Below are 25,659 nucleotides of genomic sequence, written 5' to 3' on the forward strand. Positions count from 1 at the left end.
AAATATTTTTACAATTGTTGACATGGCCGCAGAAAAAAAGGGCTCGTTCAGTAACCGAGCCCAAAGGGAGGAAGGGTAAAGCAGGTTCTAGAGGCTTACAGGTACATCCGCCTCGCCGCCACCAAGCGCTTTGTAAAGTGAAATCAGGTTGTTGATCCTTGCCAGTTTCACCGTGATCAGGTCCTGTTCGGCGCTGAACAGATTTCTCTGTGCATCCAGGGTATTGAGAAACGTATCGACCCCTTCGCGATAACGGCTGTTGGCCAGCGCATAGCTTTTGCCGTTGGCCTGTACGCGCTTGTGTTCGGCAACCACTTGCGCATCCAGGTAGGACTTCGCCACCAACCCATCAGAGACCTCGCGGAACGCGGTCTGGATGGCCTTCTGGTAGTTCGCGACCTCGATCGAGGATTGAACCTTGGCTACATCGAGGTTCGCCTTGTTCCGGCCATGGTTGAAGATCGGAATATTGATCGACGGTATGAACGACCACGCGCCTTGCCCGCCGGCGAACAGCTCACCCAGTTGGGCGCTGGCCGAACCGGCCGAGGCGGTCAGGGTGATGCTTGGGAAAAACGCCGCACGGGCTGCCCCCACGTTTGCATTGGCAGCCTTGAGCTGGTGTTCCGCGGCGAGAATGTCGGGGCGGGCCGTCAGAAGTTGCGACGGCACGCCGGCCGGTAGATCTTCCTGCAGCTTCAGCTGGTCCAGCTCGACGGCTGCGAATGCGGCCTCGGGCAGTGGTTTGCCGACCAGCAGCACCAGTGCGTTCTTGTCCTGTTCGACAAGGCGCTGATAGCGAGCCTGGGCCGACTCGGCGGTCCTGACCGTGCTTTCGGCCTGGCTCAGGTCAAGCTCGGTCGCGACTTCGTGGTCATAGCTGCTCATGACCAGGTGGTAGCTTTGCTGCTGGCTTGCCAGGGTGCGCTGCGCGATGGCAAGGAGTTGCTGGTCTGCCTGGAGTTGGTAGTAAGCCGACGCCACCTCTGCGATCAATGCCAGTTTGGCGCTGCGCTTGGCCTCGATAGTAGAGAAATAGGTTTCCAGCGCCTGTTGGTTCAAGCTGCGCACACGGCCGAAAAAGTCCAGCTCATAGGAGGTGAAGCCCAACCCGGCGCTATAGGTATGCGTGGTTTCTGCCTGGCCGGTGCTACTCAGGTCCTGAGGTAGCCGTTGACTGCTGCCTGCGCCAGTTGCATTGATCGACGGCAGCAAGTCCGAGCGCTGGATGCGGTACAGTGCCTGCGCACGCTCAATGTTCAGGGCCGCGACGCGGTAGTCCCGGTTGTTCTCCAGCGCCTCCTGAATCAAAGCCTGCAGCCCTTGGCTCTGGAAGAATTGCTGCCAGGTCACGACCGCGCCGTCATCCGGCGCAGGTACGCTATAGGCAGGGGCGACAGGCGCTGATGGTCGCTCGTACTTGGGTATCAGCGAACAACCGCTGACCGACAGTAACGCAAGCGTCACCGCTGCATGGAGTAGTTTCTTTTTCATGCATTTGCCTCGTGCGAGTCGGATGCGTCGGCGTGTTTCACACGTTTCTTGACGAAGAGTTGGCAGATCACCACGTAGAACATTGGCACGAAGAACACCGCCAGGAAGGTCGCGGTGATCATGCCGCCGATCACGCCGGTACCGATGGAGTGCTGGCTTCCGGAACCTGCACCGTTGGAGATCGCCAGGGGCAGCACCCCCAGCATGAAGGCCAGAGAGGTCATGATGATCGGTCGCAGACGCAAGCGTGCGGCTTCGATGGCGGCATCCACCAGTGGTTTGCCCTGTTCCTCATGCAGCGCCTTGGCGAACTCGACGATCAGAATGGCGTTCTTCGCCGAAAGGCCCACGGTGGTCAGCAGGCCGACCTGGAAGAACACATCGTTCGACAGGCCACGGCCCAGGGTCGCGATGAGCGCGCCGATCACACCCAGCGGTACCACCATCATGACCGCTACGGGGACCGACCAGCTTTCATACAGCGCCGCCAGGCACAGGAACACGATCAGGATCGACAGCGCATACAGCGCGCCCGACTGAGAACCTGACAGGCGTTCCTCGTACGAGATACCGGTGAACTGCAGGCCGATGCCATCGGGTAGCTGTTTTTCGATCTCCTCTACCGCATCCATTGCATCACCCGAGCTGTAGCCCAAGGCCGGTTCCCCTTGGATCTGCACGGCTGGCACACCGTTGTAGCGCTCCAGCTTCGGCGAGCCGTAGGTCCAGTTGCCACTGGCGAACGAGGAGAACTTGACCATCTCTCCCTTGGCGTTGCGCACGTACCACTTCTCGAAGTCTTCAGGAGAGATACGCGATTGAATCTCGCCCTGGACGTAGACTTTCTTGACACGCCCACGATCGACGAAGTCGTTCACGTAGGCCGAGCCCCACGCGGTACTCATCGTCTCGTTGATGTCGGCGATGCTGACCTGCAGCGCACGGGCCTTTTCGTTGTCGATCCTGACTTGATATTGCGGCTCGTCATTCAGGCCATTGGGCCGTACGTTCATCAGGCGCGGGTCTTTGGCGGCAAGTGCCAGGAACTGGTCACGCGCTTCCATCAGGCGCGTATGGCCGAGGCCGGAACGGTCCTGCAGGAACATGTCGAAGCCCTTGGCATTGCCCAGCTCGAGAATGGCCGGCGGCACGATCGCGATCACGTTGCCATCCTTGATCTGCGCTGCACGTGCCTGGATACGCTTGGCCAGCGAGAAGATCGAGGTATCGTCGCCGCTGCGTTCTTCCCAGGCTTTCAGGCCAATGAACAGCATCCCCGAGTTCTGCCCGCGACCGGCGAAGTTGAAGCCGTTGACGGTATAGGCAGACTCCACCACAGCGGTTTCTTTCGTGAGCAGATAGTCGCGCATTTCGTCGAGCACGGCCTGGTTGCGCTCGGCACTGGCGTTGGGCGGCATCTGCACCTGGACCACCATGGTGCCCTGGTCCTCGTCGGGGAGAAACGCGGTAGGAATGCGATTGAACAACAGCACCACGCCCCCCACCACGCACAGGTAGATCACCAGGAACAGGCCTTTGCGTCCGAGGATGCCGGCCACCCCGGACTGGTAGCGGTCCGCGTTGCGCTCGAACATTCTGTTGAACCAGCCGAAGAAGCCTTTCTTCTCCAGGTGGGCGTGGTCGACAGGCTTGAGGATGGTCGCGCACAAGGCCGGGGTGAAGATCAGCGCCACCACCACCGACAGTGCCATCGCCGAGACGATGGTGATCGAGAACTGCCGGTAGATGATCCCGGTCGCCCCGCCGAAAAACGCCATGGGCACGAATACGGCCGACAGGACCATGGCGATGCCGACCAGGGCACCCTGGATCTCGCCCATCGACTGGCGGGTGGCCTCCTTGGGTGACAGCCTCTTTTCTACCATGAGCCGTTCGACGTTCTCGACCACCACGATCGCATCGTCGACCAGCAAGCCGATGGCCAGCACCATGCCGAACATGGTCAAGGTATTGATGGTGAAGCCGAACGCCGCCAGCACGCCAAAGGTGCCGAGCAACACGACCGGTACCGCCAAGGTTGGAATCAGCGTCGCCCGGAAGTTCTGCATGAACAGATACATCACCAGGAACACCAGCAGGATCCCTTCGAACAAGGTTTTCACCACCTCGTGAATCGAGGCGGAAACCACCGGCGAGGTGTCGTAAGGGAATACTACTTTGAGGCCCTTGGGCAGGTAGGGCTCGATCTCCGCCACGGTCTGGCGCACGGCCTTGACGGTTTCCAGGAGGTTGGCGCCGGTTGCCAGGCGCAGGGCGATGGCCGCAGCAGGCTTGCCGTTATAGCTGCCGGATATCGAGAAGTTCTCGGCGCCCAGGCCCACTTGCGCAACATCCTTGACCCGCACTTGCGAACCGTCCGGGTTGACCTTCAGCAAGATCTCGCGGAACTGCTCGGCCGTCTGCATGCGCGAGGTGCCGAGGATCGTGGCGTTGAGCTGCACACCCTTGCGCGTGGGCAGCCCACCGAGCGAGCCCGAGGAAATCTGTACGTTTTCCGCCTGCACAGCGTTGATGACGTCTTGTGGCGTCAGTTGGTAGCTCAGCAGTTTCTCGGGGTCGACCCAGATACGCATCGCATACTGGGCACCGAGCATCAGGTAGTCGCCAACACCTTTGGTACGGGTGATGGGGTCCTTCATGTTGGAGACGATGAAGTTGCCGATGTCGAAGTCGTCCATCGAGCCGTCTTCGGAGTAGAGGCCCACGATCAGCATGAAGTTGACCTGGTACTTGGCTACCCGCAGGCCTTGCTTCTGAACCTCCTGGGGTAATAGCGGGGTGGCCAGCTGGAGCTTGTTCTGCACCTGCACCTGGGCGATGTCGGCATCGGTCCCTTGGTCGAAGGTGACGATGATGCTCAGGCTGCCATCGCTGTTGCTCTCGGAGGTGATGTAGCGCAACCCGTCGAGGTTGTTGAGCTGTTGCTCGATGACCTGCACCACGGTGTCTTGCACGGTTTGCGCCGAGGCCCCGGGATAGGTGACCGTGACGATGATGGCCGGGGCGGCAATGTTGGGGTACTGGTTGACGGGCAGTTTCAGAATCGACAGCGCGCCTGCCAGCATCAGCACGATGGCGATCACCCAGGCAAAGATCGGCCTGTTGATGAAGAAGTTAGACATTGATAGGTATTCCTTCGCTACGAAAGCCGCTCGTGCTGCTATTGGGCAGCGCTCGCCATCGCCGGGTTGGGTTGAATGTTGCGCGCGGCGACCGCAGTGACCTGGATCCCGTCCTTGACGCGCTGCACGCCTTCGGTAATGACCCGATCCCCGGCCTGCAGGCCTGATCCCACCAGCCATTCATTGCCCAGCGTGCGCAGCACTTGCACTTCCCGCAGCAGCGCCTTGTCGCCGTTGTCCAGCACGAAGGCCGTGGCCTGGCCCTTCAGGTCGCGGGCGATACCTTGCTGGGGCACGAGCACCGCGTTGTCCCGCACACCCTCGGTCAAGGTCGCATGCACGAACATGCCTGGCAGCAGGGTGTTTTCCGGGTTGGGGAATGCCGCCCGGATGGTCACGGCGCCAGTCGTGGGGTCGACCGTCACTTCGGAAAACTTCATGGCGCCAGAGTGGCCATAGAGCGAGCCATCTTCGAGTTTCAGCTCGACCTTGGCCTGCTCAGGGCCTGCCAGGGTGAGTTCCCCGCGCGCCATTTCGCCGCGCAGCCTCAGCAGGTCGACCGAAGCCTGGGTCACGTCCACATAGATCGGATCAAGCTGATGAATGGACGCCAGTGCCTCGGCCTGGTTCTGGCTGACCAAGGCACCTTCGGTGACGGCAGAGCGACTGATCCGGCCATCGATCGGGGCCAGCACCTTGGTGTACTCCAGGTTGATCTGCGCCATCCGCAGGTCTGCCTGCGCCTGTTCTGCCGCAGCAACGGCATCGTCGTACTGCTGGCGGCTGATGGCGCGGCTTTCGACCAGGTGCTGGTAGCGCCGTGCCAGGTTGCTGGTGGTCTTCAGGGTGGCTTGCGCCTTGTCCACGGCCGCCTGATAGGTCGAGGGGTCGATCTGGTAGAGCTGCTGCCCCTTTTTCACCACCGCGCCTTCAGCGAACAAGCGCTTCTGGATGATGCCGCTGACCTGTGGGCGTACCTCGGCCACGCGAAATGCCGAGGTACGCCCGGGCAGATCGCTGCTGAGCAACACGCTTTGCGCCTGCAAGGTGACATAGCCAACCTCGGGTGGCTTGGCTGCGGCCGCGGTCTCCTGGTCCTTGCACGCGGACAAAGCCAGCATGGCCATGGGCAGCGCACACAAAAGCTGTCGACGTCTCATTTTCAACTTTTCCTCCTCAGAACATGCACGTGACCGCCTGGTGACGGTCATCGAAAATATTAACCACGATACGATTCGCTGTATCATAATGCGGTGCATCTGAGCCAGGCAAGGCAGAAAGTGAAACGACCACTCGGCAGAAGGCGATGTAGAATCGCCGCCATTGAGGAATGCACAGGGCTGCGGCCCGTGATGGGAAGGCTTATGAGTGACGAGATCGATAAAGACGGCGAGGGCAGGGCAGGGGGTATCCAGGTTATCGCCCGGGCCAGCGCCATCATGCGCACGCTGGGCGCCAATCCGAAGGGCCTGTCGCTGGCCGCGATTGCTCAGGAGGTTGGCCTGGCGCGCTCCACTGTGCAGCGCATCGTTGCCGCGCTGGAAGACGAAGCACTGGTGGAGCCGGCCCGCCCTGGCAATGGCTTTCGTCTGGGGCCAGCGCTGGCGCAACTGATCCACCAGAGCCACCGGGACATCATTTCGATTGCGCGCCGCTCATTGGAGGCTTTGTGCAATGAAGTGCAGGAGAGCGTCACGCTGTCCTGCATCAGCGGCAATCAGATCGCGGTCATCGACCGGGTGATTGCCGAGCGCGAACTGCGCGTGGTGTTTCCCATGGGCCAGTCGATGCAGATGCATGCCACTGCGGATGGCAAGGCGTTGCTGTCGACACTGAGCGATGGGCAGGTGCGCGAGCTGTTCCCCGAGCCCCTGGCGAAGCTGACCGACACCACCCTGAACCTCGATCAGTTGCTGGCCGAGTTGGCGACCATCCGCAGAACCGGGATTGCCATCGACAATCAGGAGCACACCAGCGGGATCAGTGCCTGCTGCACGCTGATCCCGACGTTCATGGGCCCGCATGCGGTGGCGATCGTTGCCCCCACAGCGCGATTCGCCAAGCACTCCGAGCAATTGATCGATGCGCTGGTTAAATGCAAGGCGTCCATTTCGCAGTTGGCGGGCGGCGGATAACGTTTCGAGAAAGCATTAGCGACCGGTACAAGCGTGCCAGTCGACTACACTGATGGGTATCGAACGTTTTACCCCCTTTTTCAACGTTCGATGAAAGCCCGCCATGGCGGGCTTTCCTTTTGCGGTGTTTCTTTTTCCCTCGGGTGATTAGAAGGTTCTTCGACTCATACAAGCTTCGGCGTCGATTTTTCAAATACGTTTCATCAGTCCACCTGAACAAGCGCATTGTTGGCGCATTTCAGGAAACTAATAGTAGCTATGGCTGCATTGGCCCACCCCCCGAATTGAACTGGTTTACGGGCAAGTTCCGTGGTGGCAAAGTGGAATTATCTAGCATAGTATGCTCTGGATGATCCGTTTTCTCCCGGTTTAGAAGGGTAGCCCCGTGCTGCTGAGTATTCCCACACTCCTGCTTGTCACTGACTTTCTCCTGGCGTTGATGGGGGGATTGACGCTTCATGCATGGAGTCGAGGCGCTCACGAGCCCCCTTTGGCTTATCTGGCGTCGATGCTGTTCATGGCATCACTAGGGTTCGCATTAGTGAGCTACCGCGGTTGGGGGTTTGATTTCGTACCGCTGGTAATGGGCAATATGATTCTGCTGACTTCGGCTGCCATGAGCTGGACAGCAATGCGAGCGTTCGCCGGACGGCCACCCCATTGGCCGGGAATCGTCCTGGGGGCTGGGCTCTGGTTTATCTTCGGTCTCACACCAGGCTTTGATGACTCTTTATCCACACGCGTGGCGATTTACTCGATACTGTCCGCAGGCTATGGTGGTTTGGCCGCGTTTGAACTTTGGCGTAGTCGTACACGCTTACAAGTGTCCTATCTACCGGCATTGCTGCTTTTGACCATGCATGCCGGCTTCTACATAGTACGGGCTTTTGTCGATGACGGAGAGTCGTTGGCGAATGCACTTTCCAAGCGAGAGGCAGAAAACCACTTTTTCTCGTTTATGCTGTTTGAATCAATGATTTATGCTATCGGAATCGCTTATATCACGTTGGCGATGGTGAGGGAGCAGGCGGAATTGAAGTTCAAGGCCGCAGCTTACACCGATATGCTGACGGGGGTAGGTAATCGCCGGGCATTCATGTTGGAGAGTGAAGCGGCATTGGCGGAGGCGCGAGTTCGTCAGAACCCAATGGCCTTGCTTATCTTTGATCTCGATAACTTCAAGCGGCTCAATGACACCCTGGGGCATCAAGCTGGCGACCAGGCGCTGGTGTCGTTCAGCCAAGTGGTGAAGGCGAACGTTAGATTATCTGACGTGTTCGGTCGCATCGGCGGAGAGGAGTTTGCGTGCCTGTTGCTCAATGCCAATGAACAAGATGCTGAACTGGTGGCCAAGAACATATGCTTGCAATTTCATCATTTGGCCTTGCCTTTACCTAAAAGCCAGAGTGTGAGTATAGGTGTTGCCACACATGAAGTTGGAGGGTATACGCTGTCGCGACTTCTCTCTCTGGCAGACGAAGCGTTATATGATGCGAAAAAAGATGGCCGTAATCGGGTGCGGATATACAGTTCCGCTAGTTCCTCTGCTGCACCGGCCACCATAATTGATTATGAGTGAGCAACTTCAGCTTATCGTGCTGCGCTGGGCCTGTCAGGTGAGCTCAAGGGCCGAGGGCTCAATCAGCTTTTGAGCGCGTGATGGTTCAGGACGCTGCGGGTAGTGGTCTCGTAATGAAGGGAAAGTAGCGCGCAGGCCTTCTCGACATCACGGGCTATGGCTGCATCGAGCAATTCACGGTGTTCCCCCGGTACGTCGCGCGTGGCGCTGTCATTGTAGTGCACCGAAAGCATCCGATAACGGGAGGTTTGGTCGCGCAACATTTGCGACAGGCGCAATAGCCAGGGCGAGCGGCAATTGGCGATCAGCGCCTGGTGAAAGGCTTCATGGGCCTTTTCCCACTCCGGTTTCATCAACCGCTCGGGGCCTTCGACGATCGGCAGGCGATCAAGGCGGTGATGGGCGGCGATCAATTGGCTTTCCCACTCCAGGTCGCCATGGCGGATGGATTCCGCCAATGCCTGGCATTCAATGAGCTGTCGCGTGTTGGTGATGTCGACGATCTCTTCGGCGGAGATACGCCCGACACTGAAGCCTTTCTGGTCTTCCGAGGAAACGAAGCCGCTTGTCGCCAGTCGCGACAGCGCTTCACGCAGCGGGATGACCCCCGCGTCGTAATGCTCGGCCAGTTCTTTCAAGCGCAGGCGGCTACCCGGCGCCAGATGACCGTTGATGATGTCTTCGCGCACACGGGCCTCCAATTGCGAGGCCATGGTGCGTTTTTCCGAGGCGGCGGGCTGCGGCGCCCAGCGTTCGGCTCTGTTCATGGGCTGTGCTACGGGTGATGGCTGATGTCCAAGATCATACACATCAGAAGGCATTGTCGATAATCAAAAGAAAATATATTTTTTCGTTGACGGCATATTTTCCTCGGATTAGCTTAGAGCTCATGCCGCTCTGCCTGGCGGCCGTCACGAATCAAAACAAGAGGTGAGCTCCATGCGTTACGTTCGTTTCTCCCATCAAGGTCGCCCGGTGCTGGGCGTTCGCACGGCCGAAGGGGTCAGGATTCTCGGCGAGGAATCGCTGGAGGCTTTGCTGGCACGCGGCGTAGACCTGGCGACGTACGGTGCCGATGCGCAGGGAGCGCTGGTCGAGATCGGCGAGCAGGATTATCTGCCGCTGATGAGCCGTCCCGGCAAAATCATCTGTGTTGGCTTGAACTACGCCGACCACACCAAGGAGTCGCCGTACGCCCAGCCGGACTATCCGACCCTGTTCCCGCGCTTCAACACCAGCCTCACCGCGCACAACAAGCCGCTGGTTCGCCCACGCGTCTCCGACACGCTGGATTACGAAGGTGAAATGGCCGTGGTGCTCAAGAGCGGCGGGCGTCATATCAGCAAGGAGCAGGCGCTGCAGCATGTCGCCGGTTATGCGCTGTTCAACGAAGGCTCGGTGCGCGAGTACCAGTTCAACTCTCCGCAGTGGACGGTGGGCAAGAACTTCGACGATACCGGCGCGTTCGGCCCTGACCTGGTAACCGCGGACGAGCTGCCTGCCGGCGGCAAAGGCCTGCTGCTGCAGACCCGGGTCAACGGTAAAGTGGTGCAGTCGGCCAATACCGAAGACATGCTGTTCGACGTGGCCACCATCATCTCCACCCTCAGCGAGGCGGTGACCCTGGAAGCGGGTGACGTGATCGTCAGCGGCACGCCGGCGGGCGTTGGTTTCGGTATGGACCCGAAGGTCTACCTGAAGGCCGGCGATGTCGTAGAAGTGTCAATCGAAGGCATCGGCACTTTGGTCAACCCCATCGTCGACGAAGCTTGATAGATTCCGGGCATTCCCGGCCTGATCGAAGCCTCCCGCTCCGAGGCTTCGACGCAAGAACAAAAACTGGAGGCGATCATGACTATCACGACCCGTGGTGTGCATTCGATCGATCATTACGCGCTGTTCGTGCCGTCATTGCCTGACGCGCAGGCATTCTTCGCCAGCTTCGGCCTGGACGTCGGGCAAAGCGCGGAAGGCCTGGAACTCAGTGCCGCCGATGGCCATCGCTGGGCACGCATGCTGCCAGGGCCTGGCAAGAGCCTGGCCTACCTGAGCCTGAACTGCTTTGCCGAGGATCATGCCGCGCTGCGCCAGCAGGCCGAGGCCGCTGGTGCCCGCTTCGAACAGGGCAACGGCGAGGGCTTCTGGTTCCGCGACCCTGACGGCAACCTGCTGCAAGTCAAGGTCGGCGCCAAGTACATGCCTGACCGCAAGCATCCCGTGGCCGAGCCGCAACCTGCCGTGCGCGGTGCCTGCACCCGCGACGCGGTAGCCCAGGTGCGTCCACGGCGCCTGTCCCATGTGTTGCTGTTCAGCCCCGACGTGCCGCGTGCCGTCGACTTCTATTCCCGCGCTCTTGGGCTGCGGCTGTCCGACCATTCCCAGGACATCATCGCCTTCACTCACGCCCCGCACGGCTGCGACCACCACTTGGTGGCCTTTTGCAAGAGCAGCGCCAAGGGCTTCCACCATGCCGCCTGGGAAGTCGACAGCGTCGACGACGTCGGTAACGGCGCAGAGCAGATGGCCAACGCGGGTTATCGGCAGGGTTGGGGCACCGGGCGGCATTGCCTGGGTTCGAACTACTTCCACTACGTCCGCGATCCGTGGGGATCGTTCTGCGAGTACTCGGCGGACATGGACTTCATCGACGCCGGCAGTCAATGGCCGGCGGGCGACTTCCCGCCTGAGAACTCGTTGTACCTGTGGGGCCCAGCAGTCCCCGAGTACTTCGTCCTCAACACCGAAACGGACAGCGCGCCCGTCAAGGGCTGACGCTCCAGCGACGCAAGCTGCTTCTGGCCCGCGCACTTCCCTGGCACCCAGGGAGGCGGGGAGCGGCTTGCCCAAGACCCACCCGGTTTCAGGTCAGCAAAGATGAACGAAAACAACAAGATTCATGACGTAGCCATCGTCGGCTACGGCCCTGTCGGACAAACCCTTGCCATCCTTCTCGGGCGCATGGGTTACAGCGTTGCCGTGTACGAACGCTGGCAATCCCTTTACCCCCTGCCGCGCGCGGTGTTCCACGATCATGAGATTCGCCGCGTCTTTCGCATGATGGGCCTGGAGGACGAGCTGCAGACTATCTCCCAGCCGTCGGCCTGCTACCAGTGGTTCAACGCCGACTGGAAAGTGCTGGTGGAGATCGACTGGTCCGCCGAGTCGATCAGTGATGGCCCGTTTGGCTACCTGTTCAACCAGCCTGCCCTGGAAGCGATCCTCGACCGCCGGGCCAAGGCCATCGCTAACGTCGAAATCCACCAGGGCTGGGAGCTGATGGCGCTGAGCCAGGATGCCCAGGGCTGCGACCTGCGCCTGCAGCGTACCCCGCAGAACGGCAAGGCCGAACCAGGCGAGGAGCGCCAGGTGCGCGCCCGTTATGTGATCGGTGCTGACGGCGCCAACAGCCTGGTACGTCGCCAGTGCGGCATCGACTGGCAGGACCTGGGCTTCCAGGAAGACTGGCTGGTAGTCGACCTGCAGCCCAAGCCGGGCGTGCAGCTGGATGTGCCGGATATTGGCCAGTGGTGCAACCCGGCGCGGCCGACCACCATGGTCCCCGGCGGACCCGGTTACCGCCGTTGGGAGTTCATGCGCCTGCCCCACGAGACCCTGGAAGACCTGCAGAACCTGGACAAGGTCTGGGAATTGCTGTCGCCGTGGGTCACCCCGGACACCGCCACGCTGGTGCGCCACGCTGTTTATCAGTTCCGCTCGCGCATCGCCGAAACCTGGCGCCACGGCCGTGTGTTGCTGGCCGGTGACGCCGCGCACCTGATGCCGCCGTTCATGGGCCAGGGGATGTGCTCGGGGATTCGTGATGCCTGGAACTTGTCCTGGCGCCTGGACCTGATCTTCAAGGGCCTGTGCTCCGAGCGCTTGCTGGACAGCTACACCCTGGAGCGTAAACCGCAGATCCGTGCAGTGATCGATGCTTCGGTGGCAATGGGCAAGGTGGTCTGTGTGGCTGATCCACAAAAGGCCGCCGAGCGGGACGCGGCGTTCCTCTCCGGTGAAGTGCCGCCGTTGCCGCCGTTCCCTGGTCTGGTCGATGGGGCGGTGCTCAAGGACCCGCGTACCGGCGCCGCGGTGGGGGCCGCCGGTTCGTTGGGCGTGCATGGCGAGGTCGAGCATGACGGTAGCATTCAGCGCTACGACGATGCGTTCGGCCGTGGCTTCCACCTGCTCAGCGTCGGCGACGATCCGCTGGCCGGCCTGAGCCCTGCGCAGCAGGCCTTGCTCGAGCATCTGCAGGTGAAAAGCGTCCGCCTGAGCCTCGATGGCGCGCCAGGCACCTGCCGCGACCTGTCCGGCAAGTATCACGACTTCCTCCGTGAAGCTGGGTTGCAGGCTGTGCTGGTGCGCCCGGACTTCTACGTCTATGGCGGTGTCAGCGACCTCGGCGAATTGCCGCAACTGCTGGATGCACTGCGTCGCGACCTGGACATCCAGCAAGCCCGAGGCGGCGCCCCTCGGCTGAATCAACCGCTCGCTGCACAGGTGTAGGTTCCGCTGCCGCAGGGGGGCGCCCCCTGCGGCAACGTTCTGAAAACAACAACAAGAGACAGATCGATGCACAACATCAAGGTGAAAGCGCTTGGTGCGGTTCTGGCCGCCCTGGCGATTGTGGAGTGCCATGCCGCCGAAGCACCGGCGCCGGGAGAAGGCACCCTGTTCAAGGGGCTTTTTGGCGACAGCCTGGAGCGTGACTACGGCATTACCGTTTCCAACCTGCTGGACATTGGCTACGTGCGTAACAACCGTTCCAACCATGCCGAACGCAAGGACGGCCTGAGCAATCTACCGCTCACCGGCATGTCCGATGAAGGCCTGGAATGGGGCAGCCTGCACCTGTTCGTGGACAAGGCACTCAACGGCACCTTCGTGCCGCGCATCACACCGCTGCCGGGCCCCAAGCCTGAAGCGTTCGCCTTCGGTTTCACCTTCGAGGCCAACTATGGGCGCAACGCGCAGTTTGCCCGTACCTTCGGCTGGGACATGCACTGGAACATGAACGAGGAGGACAACGCCAAGGCGCAGCAGGACAAGAAGCGCTTCCTGGCCATCCCCAACATCGCCGCCACGGCCTATGTTCCCTATGGCCCAGGCTTCAACTTCATGGCCGGGGTGTTCGGCCCGGCACTCGGCTACGAAATTCCCCCGAACATCCGTCAGGCCCGCAACCCGTTCGCCAGCAAGACCTACGCGTTCGTCAGCGAACCGGGGACGGTTTCCGGGGTGCTGGTCGGCACCCGCCTGCTCGACGGCGACCCAGGCATCCTTGGCCTGGAGCTGGGCGTGGTGCAGGGCTGGAACAACCTGCGTGACAATAACGACGGCAAGTCGTTGATCGGTGCGCTGCGTTGGCGCACGCCGGACATGAACACCTGGGTCGACTATGAATTCATCGTCGGCGATGAACAGAACGACAGCGTCAGCGATGTCCAGGCACCGACCTCGCGGTTGATCGCCGACAGCGGGCAGCTCAAGCAGCAGCACTCGCTCAACGGCTGGCACAAGTTCGACGAGCGCTGGTCGATGGGCGCCGAATTGGTCTATGGCCGCCAGGCCGGCGATGGCAAGGCCTCGACCGTGGATGTGGTGACCGGCCCAGGCTTCGATGGGGCGCATTGGTGGGGCGCGAATGCCGTGCTGACCTACCAGCACCGGCCAGACCTCTCGTTCTCGGTACGGGGTGAGCATTTCAGCGACCCGGACGGTTTCATCCTGTTTCCCACCAGCGTCAGCCGCGGCGATTTCAACGCCCTCACGGCCGGGCTGCGCTGGGATGTCAGCAGCAACCTCTCGCTGCGCCCGGAACTGCGTTACGGCTGGTTCGACGCACGCGGCCATGACCGCCCCTACGGCAACGGCCGAGATCGCTCGCAACTGACCACCATGATCGAAGCGCTGTTCTACTTCTGATCGCCCGCCACTGCCACGAGTACCCATGCCATGCACAACAACGACAAGAAATGGAATGCGCGTCACGAATACACGGCTGTTGCCATGCTCGCCCTGGGCTTTGGCCTGGTCGGCCTGGATCGCTTCATCATCCTTCCGCTGTTCCCGGTGATGATGGCGGACCTGCAGCTGGACTATCAGGACCTGGGCAATATCTCGGCAGTGCTGGCCATTGCCTGGGGGATTTCCTCGATCTTCATGGGCCGGCTGTCCGACCGTATCGGGCGGCGCAAAGTGTTGATCCCGGCAGTGTTGCTGTTCTCCCTGCTGGCCGGCCTGTCCGGGCTGGCCAATGGCATCGCCGCGCTGTTGCTGATCCGCGCGGTGATGGGGGTTTCCGAGGGGGCATTCACACCGACTGCCATTGCCGCCACGGCGGAGTCCTCGCATCCGTCACGGCGCGGGCTGAACATTGGCATCCAGCAGGCCTTCTTCCCGATTCTGGGCCTGGGGCTGGCGCCGATCCTTGCTACCCAGCTGTTGCTGGTGTTGCCTTCCTGGCGCTGGGTCTTCGTGGTGGTGTCATTGCCAGGCTTCCTGCTTGCCTGGTTCATGTATCGACACCTGCGGGAAACCCGCGTGGTGGCGCCGGCTGCTACCGAGGGGCAGGGCCAGCAGCAAGGCCGCTGGATGGATGCACTGCGCTACCGTAACGTGGCGCTGAACATTCTTGGCATGTTCTGCATGCTCACCAGCCTGTTCGTGCTCAGCGTGATGATGCCCAACTACCTCACCGACTATCTGCACCTGAGCCTGCAGCAGATGGGCTTCGTCATGTCCGCCATCGGCCTGGGTGGCTTCATCGGCCAGCTGCTGCTGCCGGCGTTGTCCGACCGGGTAGGGCGCAAGCCTGTGGTACTGGGCAGCTTCGTCGCGACTGCCCTGTGCATTGGCCTGTTGATGCGCACCGGCGCCGAGCCGCTGACGTTGTTCATCCTGTTGTTCATGACCACCTTCTTCAACTTCAGCATGATTTGCATGACTGTCGGGCCGATCACCAGCGAGTCGGTACCACTGCCGCTGGTGTCCACCGCCACCGGCCTGGTGGTGGGCATCGGCGAGGTGTTCGGTGGCGGCGTGGCGCCGGCCCTGGCCGGCTTCATCGCCCAGCAGCACGGCATCCAGTACACCCTTTACCTGGCGCTGGGCGGGGCACTCGTCGGCCTGCTCGTCGCCAGTGCGCTACGCGAGACCGCCCCGGCGCGCCGTGGTGCGTCGGCCACCCAGGCTGGAGACGCAGCCTGAGGCGGTTACCGGTAATGCTGGCTGGAGGTCGGCATGACGAGGCCAGGCGCATCGCCCGGCCTCGTTGTCGTCATGCGCCGGACGCGCATGCCGTTGCAAGCACTACCCGTGCTCTGTGGCGCTATTCCCCCACGCGGAGCTCGGCGGCACCGGTCACAAGCCGGTGCCGTCCGATCTTCATTTCGTTTTCCAGGGATTTTCCAGATGCTGTTTCTGCGTAATCTGAACCTCGCTACCCGCTCTGCGCTGGGTTGGTCCTGATGCTGGGGCTGTTCGCACTGTCGATGATCCAGCGCAGGCGCCGAGCAAACGCGCGGCGCAAGCGAAGAACTGGCGAGGCTGGCCAGTGGGCTACGTGAGGTGGTGGGGACCTTCCGGCTCTAGGCTAAGGGCGCAAGCCATGAAAACATGGCCAAGGCAACCTGCAGCGATCACCGCCCCGGGCTTTTCCTACCCAATGCTGATGAGTATTCCATGATCGAATTCCACAATGTCACCGCGTACCAGCAACACACCCGCGTGCTCGATGGTTTTTCCCTGAACATTGGCGCAGGCGAGAAGGTTGCCATCCTCGGCCCCAACGGTGCCGGCAAGAGCACGCTGCTCAAGCTGATCAGCCGTGAGTTGTATCCGGTCGAGCGCGCCGGTAGCCACCTGAAGCTGTTCGGTGACGAGACCGTCAATCTTTGGCAGTTGCGCAGCCGTATCGGTTTTGTCTCCCAGGATCTGCAAGAGGACTACACCCCCTACACCCAGGCCCTGGATGTGGTGGTCTCCGGATTTTTCGGTGCTATCGGCGCCCACGATCACATGCAACCGAGCGACGAGCAGGTGCAACAGGCCCGCAAGCTTCTGCAGGTGGTGGAAATGCTCGGCCACGAGCGGACCATGTTCCAGCGCCTTTCCACCGGGCAGAAGCGCCGCCTGCTGCTGGCCCGCGCCCTGGTCCACGGGCCCCAGGCGCTGATTCTCGATGAGCCCGCCAATGGCTTGGACATGGGGGCGAGCCTGGGCATGCTCAAACTGCTGAGAAACTTCTGCGGCCAGGGTCACGCCATGATCATCACCACCCATCACATCGATGAGATCATTCCGGAGATCGAACGTGTGGTGCTGCTCGACCAGGGCCGCATCGTCGCTGACGGCCCGAAGAGCGAGGTACTGGACAGCGCTTCGCTTTCCGAGCTTTACCAAACCGAGCTGCGGATTACCGAGCAGAACGGTTGGTACCGTTGCTGGCACGCCTGACGCCGGCCCATCCCTGATTACCCATTGGAGTTCCTTCATGAAAGCAGCCATCGTACACGCCTTCGACCAACCCCCCCGCTATGGTGAGATCCACCCACCACAGGCCGCACCGGGCGAGGTATTGGTGCGGGTTCGTGCTGCCGCGCTCAGCCAGTTGGTGCGTGCACAGGCCAGCGGCAAACACTACAGCAGCGGCAAGACACTGCCGTTGGTACCCGGTGCCGATGGTGTTGGCCTGCTCGAGGACGGCACCCGGGTGTACTTTGCCTTTCCCCGTGGCCCCATCGGCGCCATGGCCGAAATCGTCGCCGTGGACGCACGTAACTGTACGGTGATACCCGATGACATCGACGACATCACCGCGGCTGCGATTGCCAACCCAGGCATGTCGTCCTGGGCGGCGTTGCAGGAGCGGGCGGGTTTCAAACCGGGCGAGCGGGTGTTGATCAATGGTGCCGCGGGTGCCTCCGGCCGCTTGGCAATTCAAGTCGCCAAGCACCTGGGGGCCTCACGGGTGGTCGCCACCGCACGTAATCCCGCTGTGGAGGCGCAGTTGCGCGAACTGGGCGCGGACGACTTCATCTGCCTTGATCAGCCGCCGCAGCAGTTGACCGATGCGCTGCGTCAGGAAATACAAGGTAGAGGGATAGAGGTTGTGCTCGACTTCCTCTGGGGCCAACCGGCCGCCTGCATTCTCGATGCAGTGGTCAGCCATGGTGGAGGGGACTGTGCGCCACGTCTGCGCCTCGTCAATATCGGCGCGATTGCCGGGGCTACTTTGCCGCTGAACCCTGGCGTGTTCCGCAGTTCCGGCCTGGAGCTGCTTGGCAGTGGCTTGGGCAGCGTCTCCAACGAGGGGTTGGTGAAGGTAGTGGGGCAGTTGCTGCAGGCGATCAAGCCGGCAAACCTCAAGGTGGAGGCGAAGGCCGTTGCGCTAAGTGACGTCGAGGCAAGTTGGCAGGGCAATACCAGCGAGCGCATTGTCTTTACTCTGTAATCAAGAGGCCCTGGGCAGTACAGCTCTGCCAGGTGGTGTTCATCAGGATCAATAAGTTGTCAGTTTCGATCATTGAGCCGATTCAAACGGCTGTTTAATGTCGCAGGCAGACAAACGACGGGGCCCGCCGGCCGGTGAGGCTCCCGCATTCCGTGATCACGCCACCAGGGGACCTTTCCATGGCCGCCGACCGCTACCCGCACCTGCTCGCTCCGCTGGACCTGGGCTTCACTACTTTGCGCAACCGTACCCTGATGGGCTCGATGCACACCGGCCTCGAAGAGCGCCCCGGCGGTTTCGAGCGCATGGCCGCGTACTTTGCCGAGCGTGCCCGGGGGGGCGTTGGCCTGATGGTCACTGGCGGTATCGCGCCCAACGATGAAGGCGGGGTGTATTCCGGCGCGGCCAAGCTCAGCACCGAGGAAGAGGCTGACAAGCACCGCATCGTCACCGAGGCGGTGCATGCCGCCGGTGGCAAGATCTGCCTGCAGATCCTGCATGCCGGGCGCTATGCCTACAGCCCACGCCAGGTGGCGCCCAGCGCTATCCAGGCGCCGATCAACCCGTTCAAGCCCAAGGAGCTGGACGAGGCGGGCATCGAGAAGCAGATCGCCGACTTCGTCAATTGCGCGGTGCTGGCGCAGCGCGCCGGTTACGACGGTGTCGAGATCATGGGCTCGGAAGGCTACTTCATCAACCAGTTCCTCGCCGCTCACACCAACCACCGCAGCGACCGCTGGGGTGGCAGCTATGAGAACCGCATGCGCCTGGCGGTGGACATCGTCAGCCGGGTGCGTGGCGCGGTAGGGCCGAACTTCATCATCATCTTCCGCCTGTCGATGCTCGACCTGGTCGAGGGCGGTAGCACCTGGGACGAAATCGAGCTGCTGGCCAAGGCCATCGAGCAGGCTGGCGCGACCTTGATCAACACTGGTATCGGCTGGCACGAAGCGCGCATCCCGACCATCGCCACCAAGGTGCCGCGCGCGGCGTTCAGCAAAGTCACCGCCAAGCTGCGTGGCGTGGTGAACATTCCGTTGATCACCACCAACCGCATCAACACCCCGGAAGTGGCCGAAGCGGTGCTGGCCGAGGGCGATGCCGACATGGTCTCGATGGCCCGACCGTTCCTGGCCGACCCGGACTTTGTCAACAAGGCCGCCGCCGGGCGCAGCGACGAGATCAATACCTGCATCGGCTGTAACCAGGCCTGCCTGGACCACACCTTCGGCGGCAAGCTGACCAGTTGCCTGGTCAACCCGCGCGCCTGCCACGAGACCGAACTCAACTACCTGCCGGTGCGCGCGGTCAAGCGCATTGCCGTGGTCGGTGCCGGCCCGGCTGGCCTGGCTGCGGCCACCGTGGCGGCCGAGCGAGGCCACACGGTGACCCTGTTCGATGCCGCCAGCGAGATGGGTGGCCAGTTCAACGTGGCCAAGCGGGTGCCGGGCAAGGAAGAGTTCCACGAGACCCTGCGCTACTTCCGCAACAAAGTGAACAGCACCGGTGTGGAGTTGCGCCTGAATACCCGGGTCGATGTACAGGCACTGGTGGCCGGGGGCTACGACGAGATCATCCTGGCCACCGGCATCGCCCCGCGCACGCCGGCCATTCCCGGTATCGAGCATGCCAAGGTGCTCAGTTACCTGGATGTGTTGCTCGAGCGCAAGCCGGTAGGCAAGTCGGTCGCGGTGATTGGAGCCGGTGGCATTGGTTTCGATGTGTCCGAGTACCTGGTGCACCAGGGCGTGGCCACCAGCCAGGACCGTGAAGCGTTCTGGAAAGAGTGGGGGATTGATACCCACCTGGAGGCACGCGGTGGTGTGGCGGGGGTCAAGGGCGAGCCGCATGCCCCGGCGCGGCAGGTGTACCTGCTGCAGCGCAAGAAGTCCAAGGTGGGCGACGGGCTGGGCAAGACCACCGGCTGGATTCACCGCACCGGGTTGAAGAACAAGCGGGTGCAGATGCTCAACAGCGTCGAGTACCTGGGCATCGACGATAGCGGCCTGCACATCCGTGTGGCGGATGGCGAGCCGCAGGTGCTGGCGGTGGACAACGTGGTGATCTGTGCCGGGCAGGAGCCGCTGCGCGAGCTGCAGGACGGGCTGGTGGCGGCGGGGCAGTCGGTGCACCTGATCGGTGGCGCCGATGTCGCGGCCGAGCTGGATGCCAAGCGGGCGATCAACCAGGGTTCGAGATTGGCGGCTGAGCTCTGAGACCGCCGGGGCCGCTTTGCGGCCCTTCGCGGGCTTGCCCGCTCCCACAGGGATAGCGCACTCCTGAAATCAGCGCCATAGCTGTGGGAGCGGGCAAGCCCGCGAAGGGCTGCAAAGCAGCCCCAGGATTTCACTGGTAAACTCGCAACATGCTCCTCGACCTCCCCCAAGCCCCCCTGCAGCCCCTGAACCTGCCTTGGCTGGCAACCGCCAAGGTCGAAGCCGCGATCCTGCGCCTGGACCTGATCGACCCGCTGATCAGCGGCAACAAATGGTTCAAGCTACGCCATCACCTGCAGCAGGCTGCAGCCAGCAGCGCCCCGGGCCTGATCAGCCTCGGCGGCAACCATTCCAACCACCTGCACGCTCTGGCCGCGGCCGGCAAGCGCTTCGGCTTCGCCACCGCCGGCCTGCTGCGCGGCCACGCCCAGGACACGCCGACCGTGCGTGACCTGCAGGCGCTGGGCATGGAGCTTCACTGGCTGGGTTATGGCGGCTATCGCGCACGCCATGAGGCAGGTTTCTGGGCGCCCTGGCAGGCGCGTTACCCAGGTTGGCAATGTATCGCCGAAGGCGGCGGCGGGTTGGCCGGTGCGCAAGGCTGCGCGCTGATCATGGCCCAGGCACGCTCACAGCTTGCCGCACTCGGCTGGGCTGACTATGACGCCTGGTGGCTGGCCGCTGGCACCGGCACCACCCTGGCCGGCCTGGTGCTGGCCGAGGCGGGTGCGCATGCCGTACACGGGGCATTGGCCGTGCCCAGGGATCATGGTGTGCCGGAAACGGTGGCAGCGTTGGGCGGTGCCCAGGGTTACCAGCTGCACGACGCCAGCCGTGGTGGTTTTGGCAAATTCGACGAAGCACTCATGGCTTTCATCGCCGACTGCGAGCAGCTCACGGGCGTGCCGCTCGAAGCCCTCTACACCGGCAAGGCCCTGCTGGCCCTGCGTGAACAGGTCGAGGCCGGGCTGTTCGCGCCTGGCACTCGGCTGATTTTCGTCCACACCGGTGGCCTGCAGGGCCGACGCGGTTACTTGTAGGGCAGCATGCGCAGCAGCGTGTTGTCACGTCGCACATAGTGGTGATACAGCCCGGCCAGCGCGTGCAGGCCGATCAGCCAGTAGCCCCAGCTGCCAATGCGTTCATGCCAGCCTTTGATGAACTTGGCCTGGTCCGGGTCCGGGCCGATCAGGTGCGGCAACTCCAGGCCATAGAACGGCACCGGTTTGTCGGCGGCGCTGAGGATCAGCCAGCCGGCCAGCGGCATGCCGATCATCAACAGGTACAGCGCCAGGTGCACCAGGTGCGCAAGGCCGGTCTGCCAGGCGGGTGGCCTGGGCACGATGGGTGGGGTTGGGCGGCTCAGGCGCACGGCCAGGCGCAGCCAGACCAGCACGAACACACTGAGCCCGAGCATGAAGTGCAGGTCCTTCATCAGGTTGCGTTCGGCACTGTCCTTGGGGAACAGGCCGCGCAGTTCGATGCAGGCGTAGACGCTGGCCAGCAGCACCAGCATCAGCCAGTGCAGGGCGATGGACAGGCGCGCATAGTGGGCCGCGGGGGTGGATGAAACCATGGTCGGTCCTCGTCATCAGGTCGGTATTTACGCCTTTATATTTTTGGCGTTTATGAGATCGAGCGCCGCCCGCGCGGCGCTTCGCGGGCAAGTCCGCTCCTACGTTTGTTTCGGGCCAGTAACGCCTGTGGCTGGCGCGCGCGACCGCCTTGTTTGTACTACGCGATATCGCGCCATGCGCCAAGGCGTTCGCGCGCAAATCCCACAGGAATAATTGGCCCGAAACAAACGTAGGAGCGGGCTTGCCCGCGAAGCGCCGCGCGGGCGGCGCTCGATTTCAAAATCAACCAAGCTCCTAAGGCGAATATGGCCAATCATCAGCCACCAGAAACACCCTTTCCGCCTCCTGCCAGGCCCCATCCGCCTCCTCCGACAACCGCACCAGCAGTTGCGCCGGTGCCTGCCGCTCCAGCACATGCAGCCATGCCGCGAACTGCTCCGCCTGCCAGCACTCGTTAGCTTCGACCCGCGCCGGTGCCAGCCAGGCATGCCGCGGCAGCGGCTGCCAACGCTCGCCCTCAGCCATGACCCAGTCCCGCCGCCGCAGCCAGCGCCCGCGCAAATGCTGCGGGTTGGCGCCCTGCGGCGCATCGGCATGCCCGGGCCACGGATAGAACAGATAGCCACCCAGCCACACATGCGCCTGCAACTGCTCGACCCCCAGTTGGGTCAGTAGCTCGCGGCTGTGCGCCGCCGCCGACATGGGCAGCTGGTGCCCGGCCAGGTGCGCCAGCTTGCTCCCCAGCCGGTCATGGCAGCCTGGCCCCAGCCAGGTATCCGGGTCGCGCCCGGCGCCTTCCGGGCCCAGGTACAGCTTGATCGCCAGCTCCAGGTGATGCACGCCGTCGCGGTCGCGCAGCACGATGTCCAGCTCACCCAGGGTGCGCCCGCCCTCGCGAATCGCCAGGCTGGCCGCCAGCAGCTCGATCCCCGGCGCATGGCCCAGGGCGAATTGCCACAGGCGTTCGTAGTAATGCCCCAGGCGCCGGCTACCCAGTTTCGCCAGCCACTCGCGCAGCGGTCGGTCGTCGGCATCCAGCTCCCGCAACCACGCTTCAAGGCGCTGCGGCTGGTCCGCCCACAGGCTGCCCGCCAGCGGGTGGCGCTGGGGGCAGGGCGGGGCGCTGAGCAAGGGCGGCGACAGCAGGGCCCAGGCCAGGTCACGCACGGTGAGGCGTTGTAGCTGCCGGGGCAGGTCATCGAGCAGGGCGAATGGCATCATCCAGCGAGCATAGCCGGTTTGCCGCTGCCCGGTGGTTTCGCCCATAATCGGCCCATCGTCACCCGCCGCAAAGCCTCGCAGGAGCACCATGGAGCAATTTCGCAATATCGGTATCATCGGTCGCCTTGGCAGTTCGCAGGTGCTCGACACCATTCGCCGACTGAAAAAATTCCTCCTCGAGCGCCACCTGCATGTGATCCTCGAGGACACCATCGCCGAAGTCCTGCCCGGCCACGGCCTGCAAACCTCTACCCGCAAGCTGCTGGGCGAGGTCTGCGACCTGGTCATCGTGGTTGGCGGCGACGGCAGCCTGCTGGGCGCCGCGCGCGCCCTGGCTCGGCACAATATCCCGGTGCTGGGCATCAACCGTGGCAACCTGGGCTTCCTCACCGACATTCGCCCCGACGAGCTGGAAGAGAAGGTCGCCGAAGTGCTCGACGGCCACTATCTGGTGGAAAACCGCTTCCTGCTGCAGGCCGAGGTGCGTCGCCATCACGAGGCCATTGGCCAGGGCGATGCGCTGAACGACGTGGTGCTGCACCCGGGCAAGTCCACGCGCATGATCGAGTTCGAGATCTACATCGACGGCCAGTTCGTCTGCAGCCAGAAGGCCGACGGCCTGATCGTCGCCACCCCCACCGGCTCCACCGCCTACGCGCTGTCGGCCGGCGGCCCGATCATGCACCCCAAGCTCGACGCCATCGTCATCGTGCCGATGTACCCGCACACCTTGTCGGGCCGGCCGATCGTGGTGGATGGCAACAGCGAGCTGAAGATCGTGGTGTCCAAGGACCTGCAGATCTACCCGCAGGTGTCCTGTGACGGCCAGAACCACTTCACCTGCGCCCCCGGCGACACCATCACGGTAAGCAAGAAGCCGCAGAAGCTGCGCCTGATCCACCCGCTGGACCACAATTACTACGAGGTCTGCCGCACCAAGCTCGGTTGGGGCAGCCGCCTGGGAAGCAGGGACGACTGATGCTCGATCCGGCGCGAAGTTTCGACATCATCGGTGATGTGCACGGTTGTGCGCTGACCCTTGAACGCCTGCTCGACACCCTCGGTTACAAGCGTGTGGCCGGCGTGTGGCGCCACCCGCGGCGCCAGGCGCTGTTCCTCGGCGACATCGTCGATCGCGGACCACGCATCCGCGAGGCACTGCACATCGTCCACGACATGGTCGAGGCCGGCCAGGCGTTCTGCATCATGGGCAACCACGAGTACAACGCCCTGGGCTGGGTCACCCCGGCGCTGCCTGGCAGTGGCAAGGCCTATGTGCGCGAGCACACGCCACGCCATGCCCGGCTGATCGACGAAACCCTGACCCAGTTCGCCCACCACCCCGCTGACTGGCACGACTTCGTCAACTGGTTCTACCAACTGCCGTTGTTCGTCGACGCCGGGCGTTTCCGCTTGGTGCACGCCTGCTGGGACCCGCGGCTGATCGAGCCGCTGCGCCAGCAGTACCCCGATGGACGCATCGATGAGCACTTCATCCAGGCTTCGGCGGTGAGCGGCAGCTTCGCCGACACTGTGTGCAACCGCCTGCTGCGCGGCACCGACATGCGCCTGCCGGACGGCCTGACCCTGACCGGCGGCGACGGCCTGACCCGCGCCTTCTTCCGCACCAAGTTCTGGGAAGAAGACCCGCAAACCTACGGCGACATCGTGTTCCAGCCCGATGCCCTGCCGGCGGAAGTGGCCAGCACCCCGCTCAGCCACAGCCAGAAGAACGCCTTGTTGCGCTATGCCGAAGACGAGCCCTTGCTGTTCGTCGGCCACTACTGGCGCAGCGGCCGCCCGGCACCGATCCGCGCAAACCTGGCCTGCCTGGACTACAGCGCCGTACTCTACGGCAAGCTGGCCGCCTACCGGCTGGATGACGAAACCCACATCGACCCGCACAAGTTCGTCTGGGTCGATGTCGACCGCCCACAGGCCAACCAATGAACATTATCGAAGTGATGCGCCTGCCGCTGTCGGTCGACCTCAGCGGCTTCGTCCACCTGTTGCAGCGCCTGCAGGTGCCGCATCGGGTCAGCGAGGAGGGCGACGCCCAGGTGCTCTGGGCCCCCGACACCCTTGCCGAAGACGTCCGCGAACTCTATCAACGCTTCCCCGAGGGTAACGCCGACATCCAGGCAACCGATGCCCCCGTAGGAGCGGGTTTACCCGCGAATAGCCCCACACAGCCCTCCCTGACCGAACAAGCCCGCGCCTGCAAAGTCACCACCCTGACCCTGCTGCTGTGCTTCATCGTCGCCGGCCTCACTGGCCTGGGCGACAACTTCACCACCATCAGCTGGTTCACCTTCCTCGACTTCCGCGTCCAGGGCGACTACCTGTACTTCACCCCGCTGGCGCAAAGCCTGGACCAAGGCCAGTGGTGGCGCCTGGTATCGCCCATGCTGCTGCACTTCGGCGTACTGCACCTGGCCATGAACAGCCTGTGGTACTGGGAGCTGGGCAAACGCATCGAACTGCGCCAGGGCCCGTGGCGGCTGCTGGGCCTGACCCTGCTGTTCAGCCTGGTGTCCAACCTGGCCCAGCACTACAGCAGCGGGCCGAGCCTGTTCGGTGGCCTGTCTGGCGTGCTGTATGGCCTGCTCGGGCACATCTGGCTGTACCAGTGGCTGGCCCCCAACCCTTTCTTCAACCTGCCCAAGGGCGTGCTGGTGATGATGCTGATCTGGCTGGTGGTGTGCCTGACCGGCGTGGTCGGCACCCTGGGCCTCGGCCAGATCGCCAACGCCGCCCACGTCGGCGGGCTGCTCATCGGATGCCTGACCGGGCTCTTGGGTGGGGCGCTGGCCCGGCGTAAACTGTCGGCTTGAATCAGG

20 protein-coding genes are annotated in these 25,659 nt (G+C 62.8%); 14 read left to right on the plus strand and 6 right to left on the minus strand.

What is annotated here, in order from left to right:
* Positions 1-87 precede the first annotated feature (87 nt).
* The 3 genes from TZ03_RS19450 to TZ03_RS19460 are packed head-to-tail and all read right to left on the minus strand — an operon-like array spanning position 88 to position 5,797.
* Complete coding sequence (locus TZ03_RS19450) at positions 88-1,494, minus strand: efflux transporter outer membrane subunit (protein WP_051099803.1); 1,407 nt, start codon at positions 1,492-1,494, stop codon at positions 88-90.
* Positions 1,491-4,637: an efflux RND transporter permease subunit gene (locus TZ03_RS19455; protein WP_051099804.1), complete on the minus strand. Its 3,147-nt coding sequence runs from the start codon at positions 4,635-4,637 to the stop codon at positions 1,491-1,493. Before TZ03_RS19455 ends, TZ03_RS19450 begins: the two co-directional genes overlap by 4 nt.
* A gap of 38 nt (positions 4,638-4,675) precedes the next feature.
* A complete protein-coding gene (locus tag TZ03_RS19460; RefSeq protein WP_051099805.1) occupies positions 4,676-5,797 on the minus strand; it encodes an efflux RND transporter periplasmic adaptor subunit in 1,122 nt (373 codons plus the stop codon).
* Between the two features lie 204 nt (positions 5,798-6,001).
* Between TZ03_RS19460 and TZ03_RS19465 the strand changes: the two genes are divergently transcribed.
* Complete coding sequence (locus TZ03_RS19465; RefSeq protein ID WP_051099806.1) at positions 6,002-6,772, plus strand: IclR family transcriptional regulator; 771 nt, start codon at positions 6,002-6,004, stop codon at positions 6,770-6,772.
* A 385-nt stretch (positions 6,773-7,157) separates the two neighbouring features.
* A complete protein-coding gene (locus TZ03_RS19470; RefSeq protein WP_051099807.1) occupies positions 7,158-8,351 on the plus strand; it encodes a GGDEF domain-containing protein in 1,194 nt (397 codons plus the stop codon).
* A gap of 62 nt (positions 8,352-8,413) precedes the next feature.
* Here the strand turns inward: TZ03_RS19470 and TZ03_RS19475 are convergent, their stop codons facing one another.
* Positions 8,414-9,118, minus strand: a complete 705-nt coding sequence (locus tag TZ03_RS19475; protein WP_051099808.1) for a GntR family transcriptional regulator — start codon at positions 9,116-9,118, stop codon at positions 8,414-8,416.
* A 172-nt stretch (positions 9,119-9,290) separates the two neighbouring features.
* Here TZ03_RS19475 and TZ03_RS19480 point away from each other — a divergent pair, with 172 nt between their 5' ends.
* The 9 genes from TZ03_RS19480 to TZ03_RS19520 all read left to right on the plus strand — a co-directional run bounded on the left by TZ03_RS19480 (position 9,291) and on the right by TZ03_RS19520 (position 21,061).
* Complete coding sequence (locus TZ03_RS19480; protein WP_051099809.1) at positions 9,291-10,124, plus strand: fumarylacetoacetate hydrolase family protein; 834 nt, start codon at positions 9,291-9,293, stop codon at positions 10,122-10,124.
* Between the two features lie 78 nt (positions 10,125-10,202).
* Positions 10,203-11,123: a VOC family protein gene (locus TZ03_RS19485; RefSeq protein WP_051099810.1), complete on the plus strand. Its 921-nt coding sequence runs from the start codon at positions 10,203-10,205 to the stop codon at positions 11,121-11,123.
* A gap of 102 nt (positions 11,124-11,225) precedes the next feature.
* Positions 11,226-12,857, plus strand: a complete 1,632-nt coding sequence (locus TZ03_RS19490; RefSeq protein WP_051099811.1) for a bifunctional 3-(3-hydroxy-phenyl)propionate/3-hydroxycinnamic acid hydroxylase — start codon at positions 11,226-11,228, stop codon at positions 12,855-12,857.
* 66 nt (positions 12,858-12,923) lie between these two features.
* Positions 12,924-14,276 carry an outer membrane beta-barrel protein gene (locus TZ03_RS19495; RefSeq protein WP_051099812.1) on the plus strand — a complete coding sequence of 451 codons (1,353 nt, stop codon included), beginning with the start codon at positions 12,924-12,926 and terminating at the stop codon, positions 14,274-14,276.
* Positions 14,277-14,306: 30 nt separating this feature from the next.
* Positions 14,307-15,560 (plus strand): MFS transporter, encoded by a 1,254-nt coding sequence (locus TZ03_RS19500; RefSeq protein ID WP_051099813.1) that lies wholly within the window; start codon positions 14,307-14,309, stop codon positions 15,558-15,560.
* 474 nt (positions 15,561-16,034) lie between these two features.
* The gene (locus TZ03_RS19505) at positions 16,035-16,808 is read left to right on the plus strand and encodes an ABC transporter ATP-binding protein (RefSeq protein ID WP_051099814.1); all 774 of its coding nucleotides are present in this window, start codon (positions 16,035-16,037) and stop codon (positions 16,806-16,808) included.
* Positions 16,809-16,845: 37 nt separating this feature from the next.
* A complete protein-coding gene (locus tag TZ03_RS19510; protein WP_051099815.1) occupies positions 16,846-17,805 on the plus strand; it encodes a quinone oxidoreductase family protein in 960 nt (319 codons plus the stop codon).
* A 179-nt stretch (positions 17,806-17,984) separates the two neighbouring features.
* Complete coding sequence (locus TZ03_RS19515; protein WP_051099816.1) at positions 17,985-20,021, plus strand: NADPH-dependent 2,4-dienoyl-CoA reductase; 2,037 nt, start codon at positions 17,985-17,987, stop codon at positions 20,019-20,021.
* A gap of 149 nt (positions 20,022-20,170) precedes the next feature.
* The gene (locus TZ03_RS19520) at positions 20,171-21,061 is read left to right on the plus strand and encodes a 1-aminocyclopropane-1-carboxylate deaminase/D-cysteine desulfhydrase (RefSeq protein WP_051099817.1); all 891 of its coding nucleotides are present in this window, start codon (positions 20,171-20,173) and stop codon (positions 21,059-21,061) included.
* On the opposite strand, the gene TZ03_RS19525 is transcribed toward TZ03_RS19520, so the two are convergent.
* Both TZ03_RS19525 and TZ03_RS19530 read right to left on the minus strand, forming a co-directional pair.
* Positions 21,052-21,597 (minus strand): cytochrome b, encoded by a 546-nt coding sequence (locus tag TZ03_RS19525; RefSeq protein ID WP_051099818.1) that lies wholly within the window; start codon positions 21,595-21,597, stop codon positions 21,052-21,054. The genes TZ03_RS19520 and TZ03_RS19525 overlap by 10 nt on opposite strands.
* A 295-nt stretch (positions 21,598-21,892) precedes the next feature.
* Complete coding sequence (locus TZ03_RS19530; protein WP_051099819.1) at positions 21,893-22,909, minus strand: DUF1853 family protein; 1,017 nt, start codon at positions 22,907-22,909, stop codon at positions 21,893-21,895.
* Between TZ03_RS19530 and TZ03_RS19535 the strand changes: the two genes are divergently transcribed.
* Genes TZ03_RS19535 through TZ03_RS19545 form a run of 3 tightly spaced genes read left to right on the plus strand, consistent with a single transcriptional unit; the run spans position 22,908 to position 25,653 of the window.
* Positions 22,908-23,798, plus strand: a complete 891-nt coding sequence (locus tag TZ03_RS19535) for an NAD(+) kinase (protein WP_008090067.1) — start codon at positions 22,908-22,910, stop codon at positions 23,796-23,798. The two genes, TZ03_RS19530 and TZ03_RS19535, sit on opposite strands and share 2 nt — an antisense overlap.
* Positions 23,795-24,769: a metallophosphoesterase gene (locus TZ03_RS19540; protein WP_177328491.1), complete on the plus strand. Its 975-nt coding sequence runs from the start codon at positions 23,795-23,797 to the stop codon at positions 24,767-24,769. The genes TZ03_RS19535 and TZ03_RS19540 overlap by 4 nt, the downstream gene beginning before the upstream one ends.
* Positions 24,766-25,653 carry a rhomboid family intramembrane serine protease gene (locus TZ03_RS19545; protein ID WP_051099821.1) on the plus strand — a complete coding sequence of 296 codons (888 nt, stop codon included), beginning with the start codon at positions 24,766-24,768 and terminating at the stop codon, positions 25,651-25,653. The genes TZ03_RS19540 and TZ03_RS19545 overlap by 4 nt, the downstream gene beginning before the upstream one ends.
* Positions 25,654-25,659 lie beyond the last annotated feature (6 nt).

Origin of the sequence: Pseudomonas sp. 10-1B (assembly GCF_000935045.1) — a bacterium.
Classification (GTDB): domain Bacteria; phylum Pseudomonadota; class Gammaproteobacteria; order Pseudomonadales; family Pseudomonadaceae; genus Aquipseudomonas.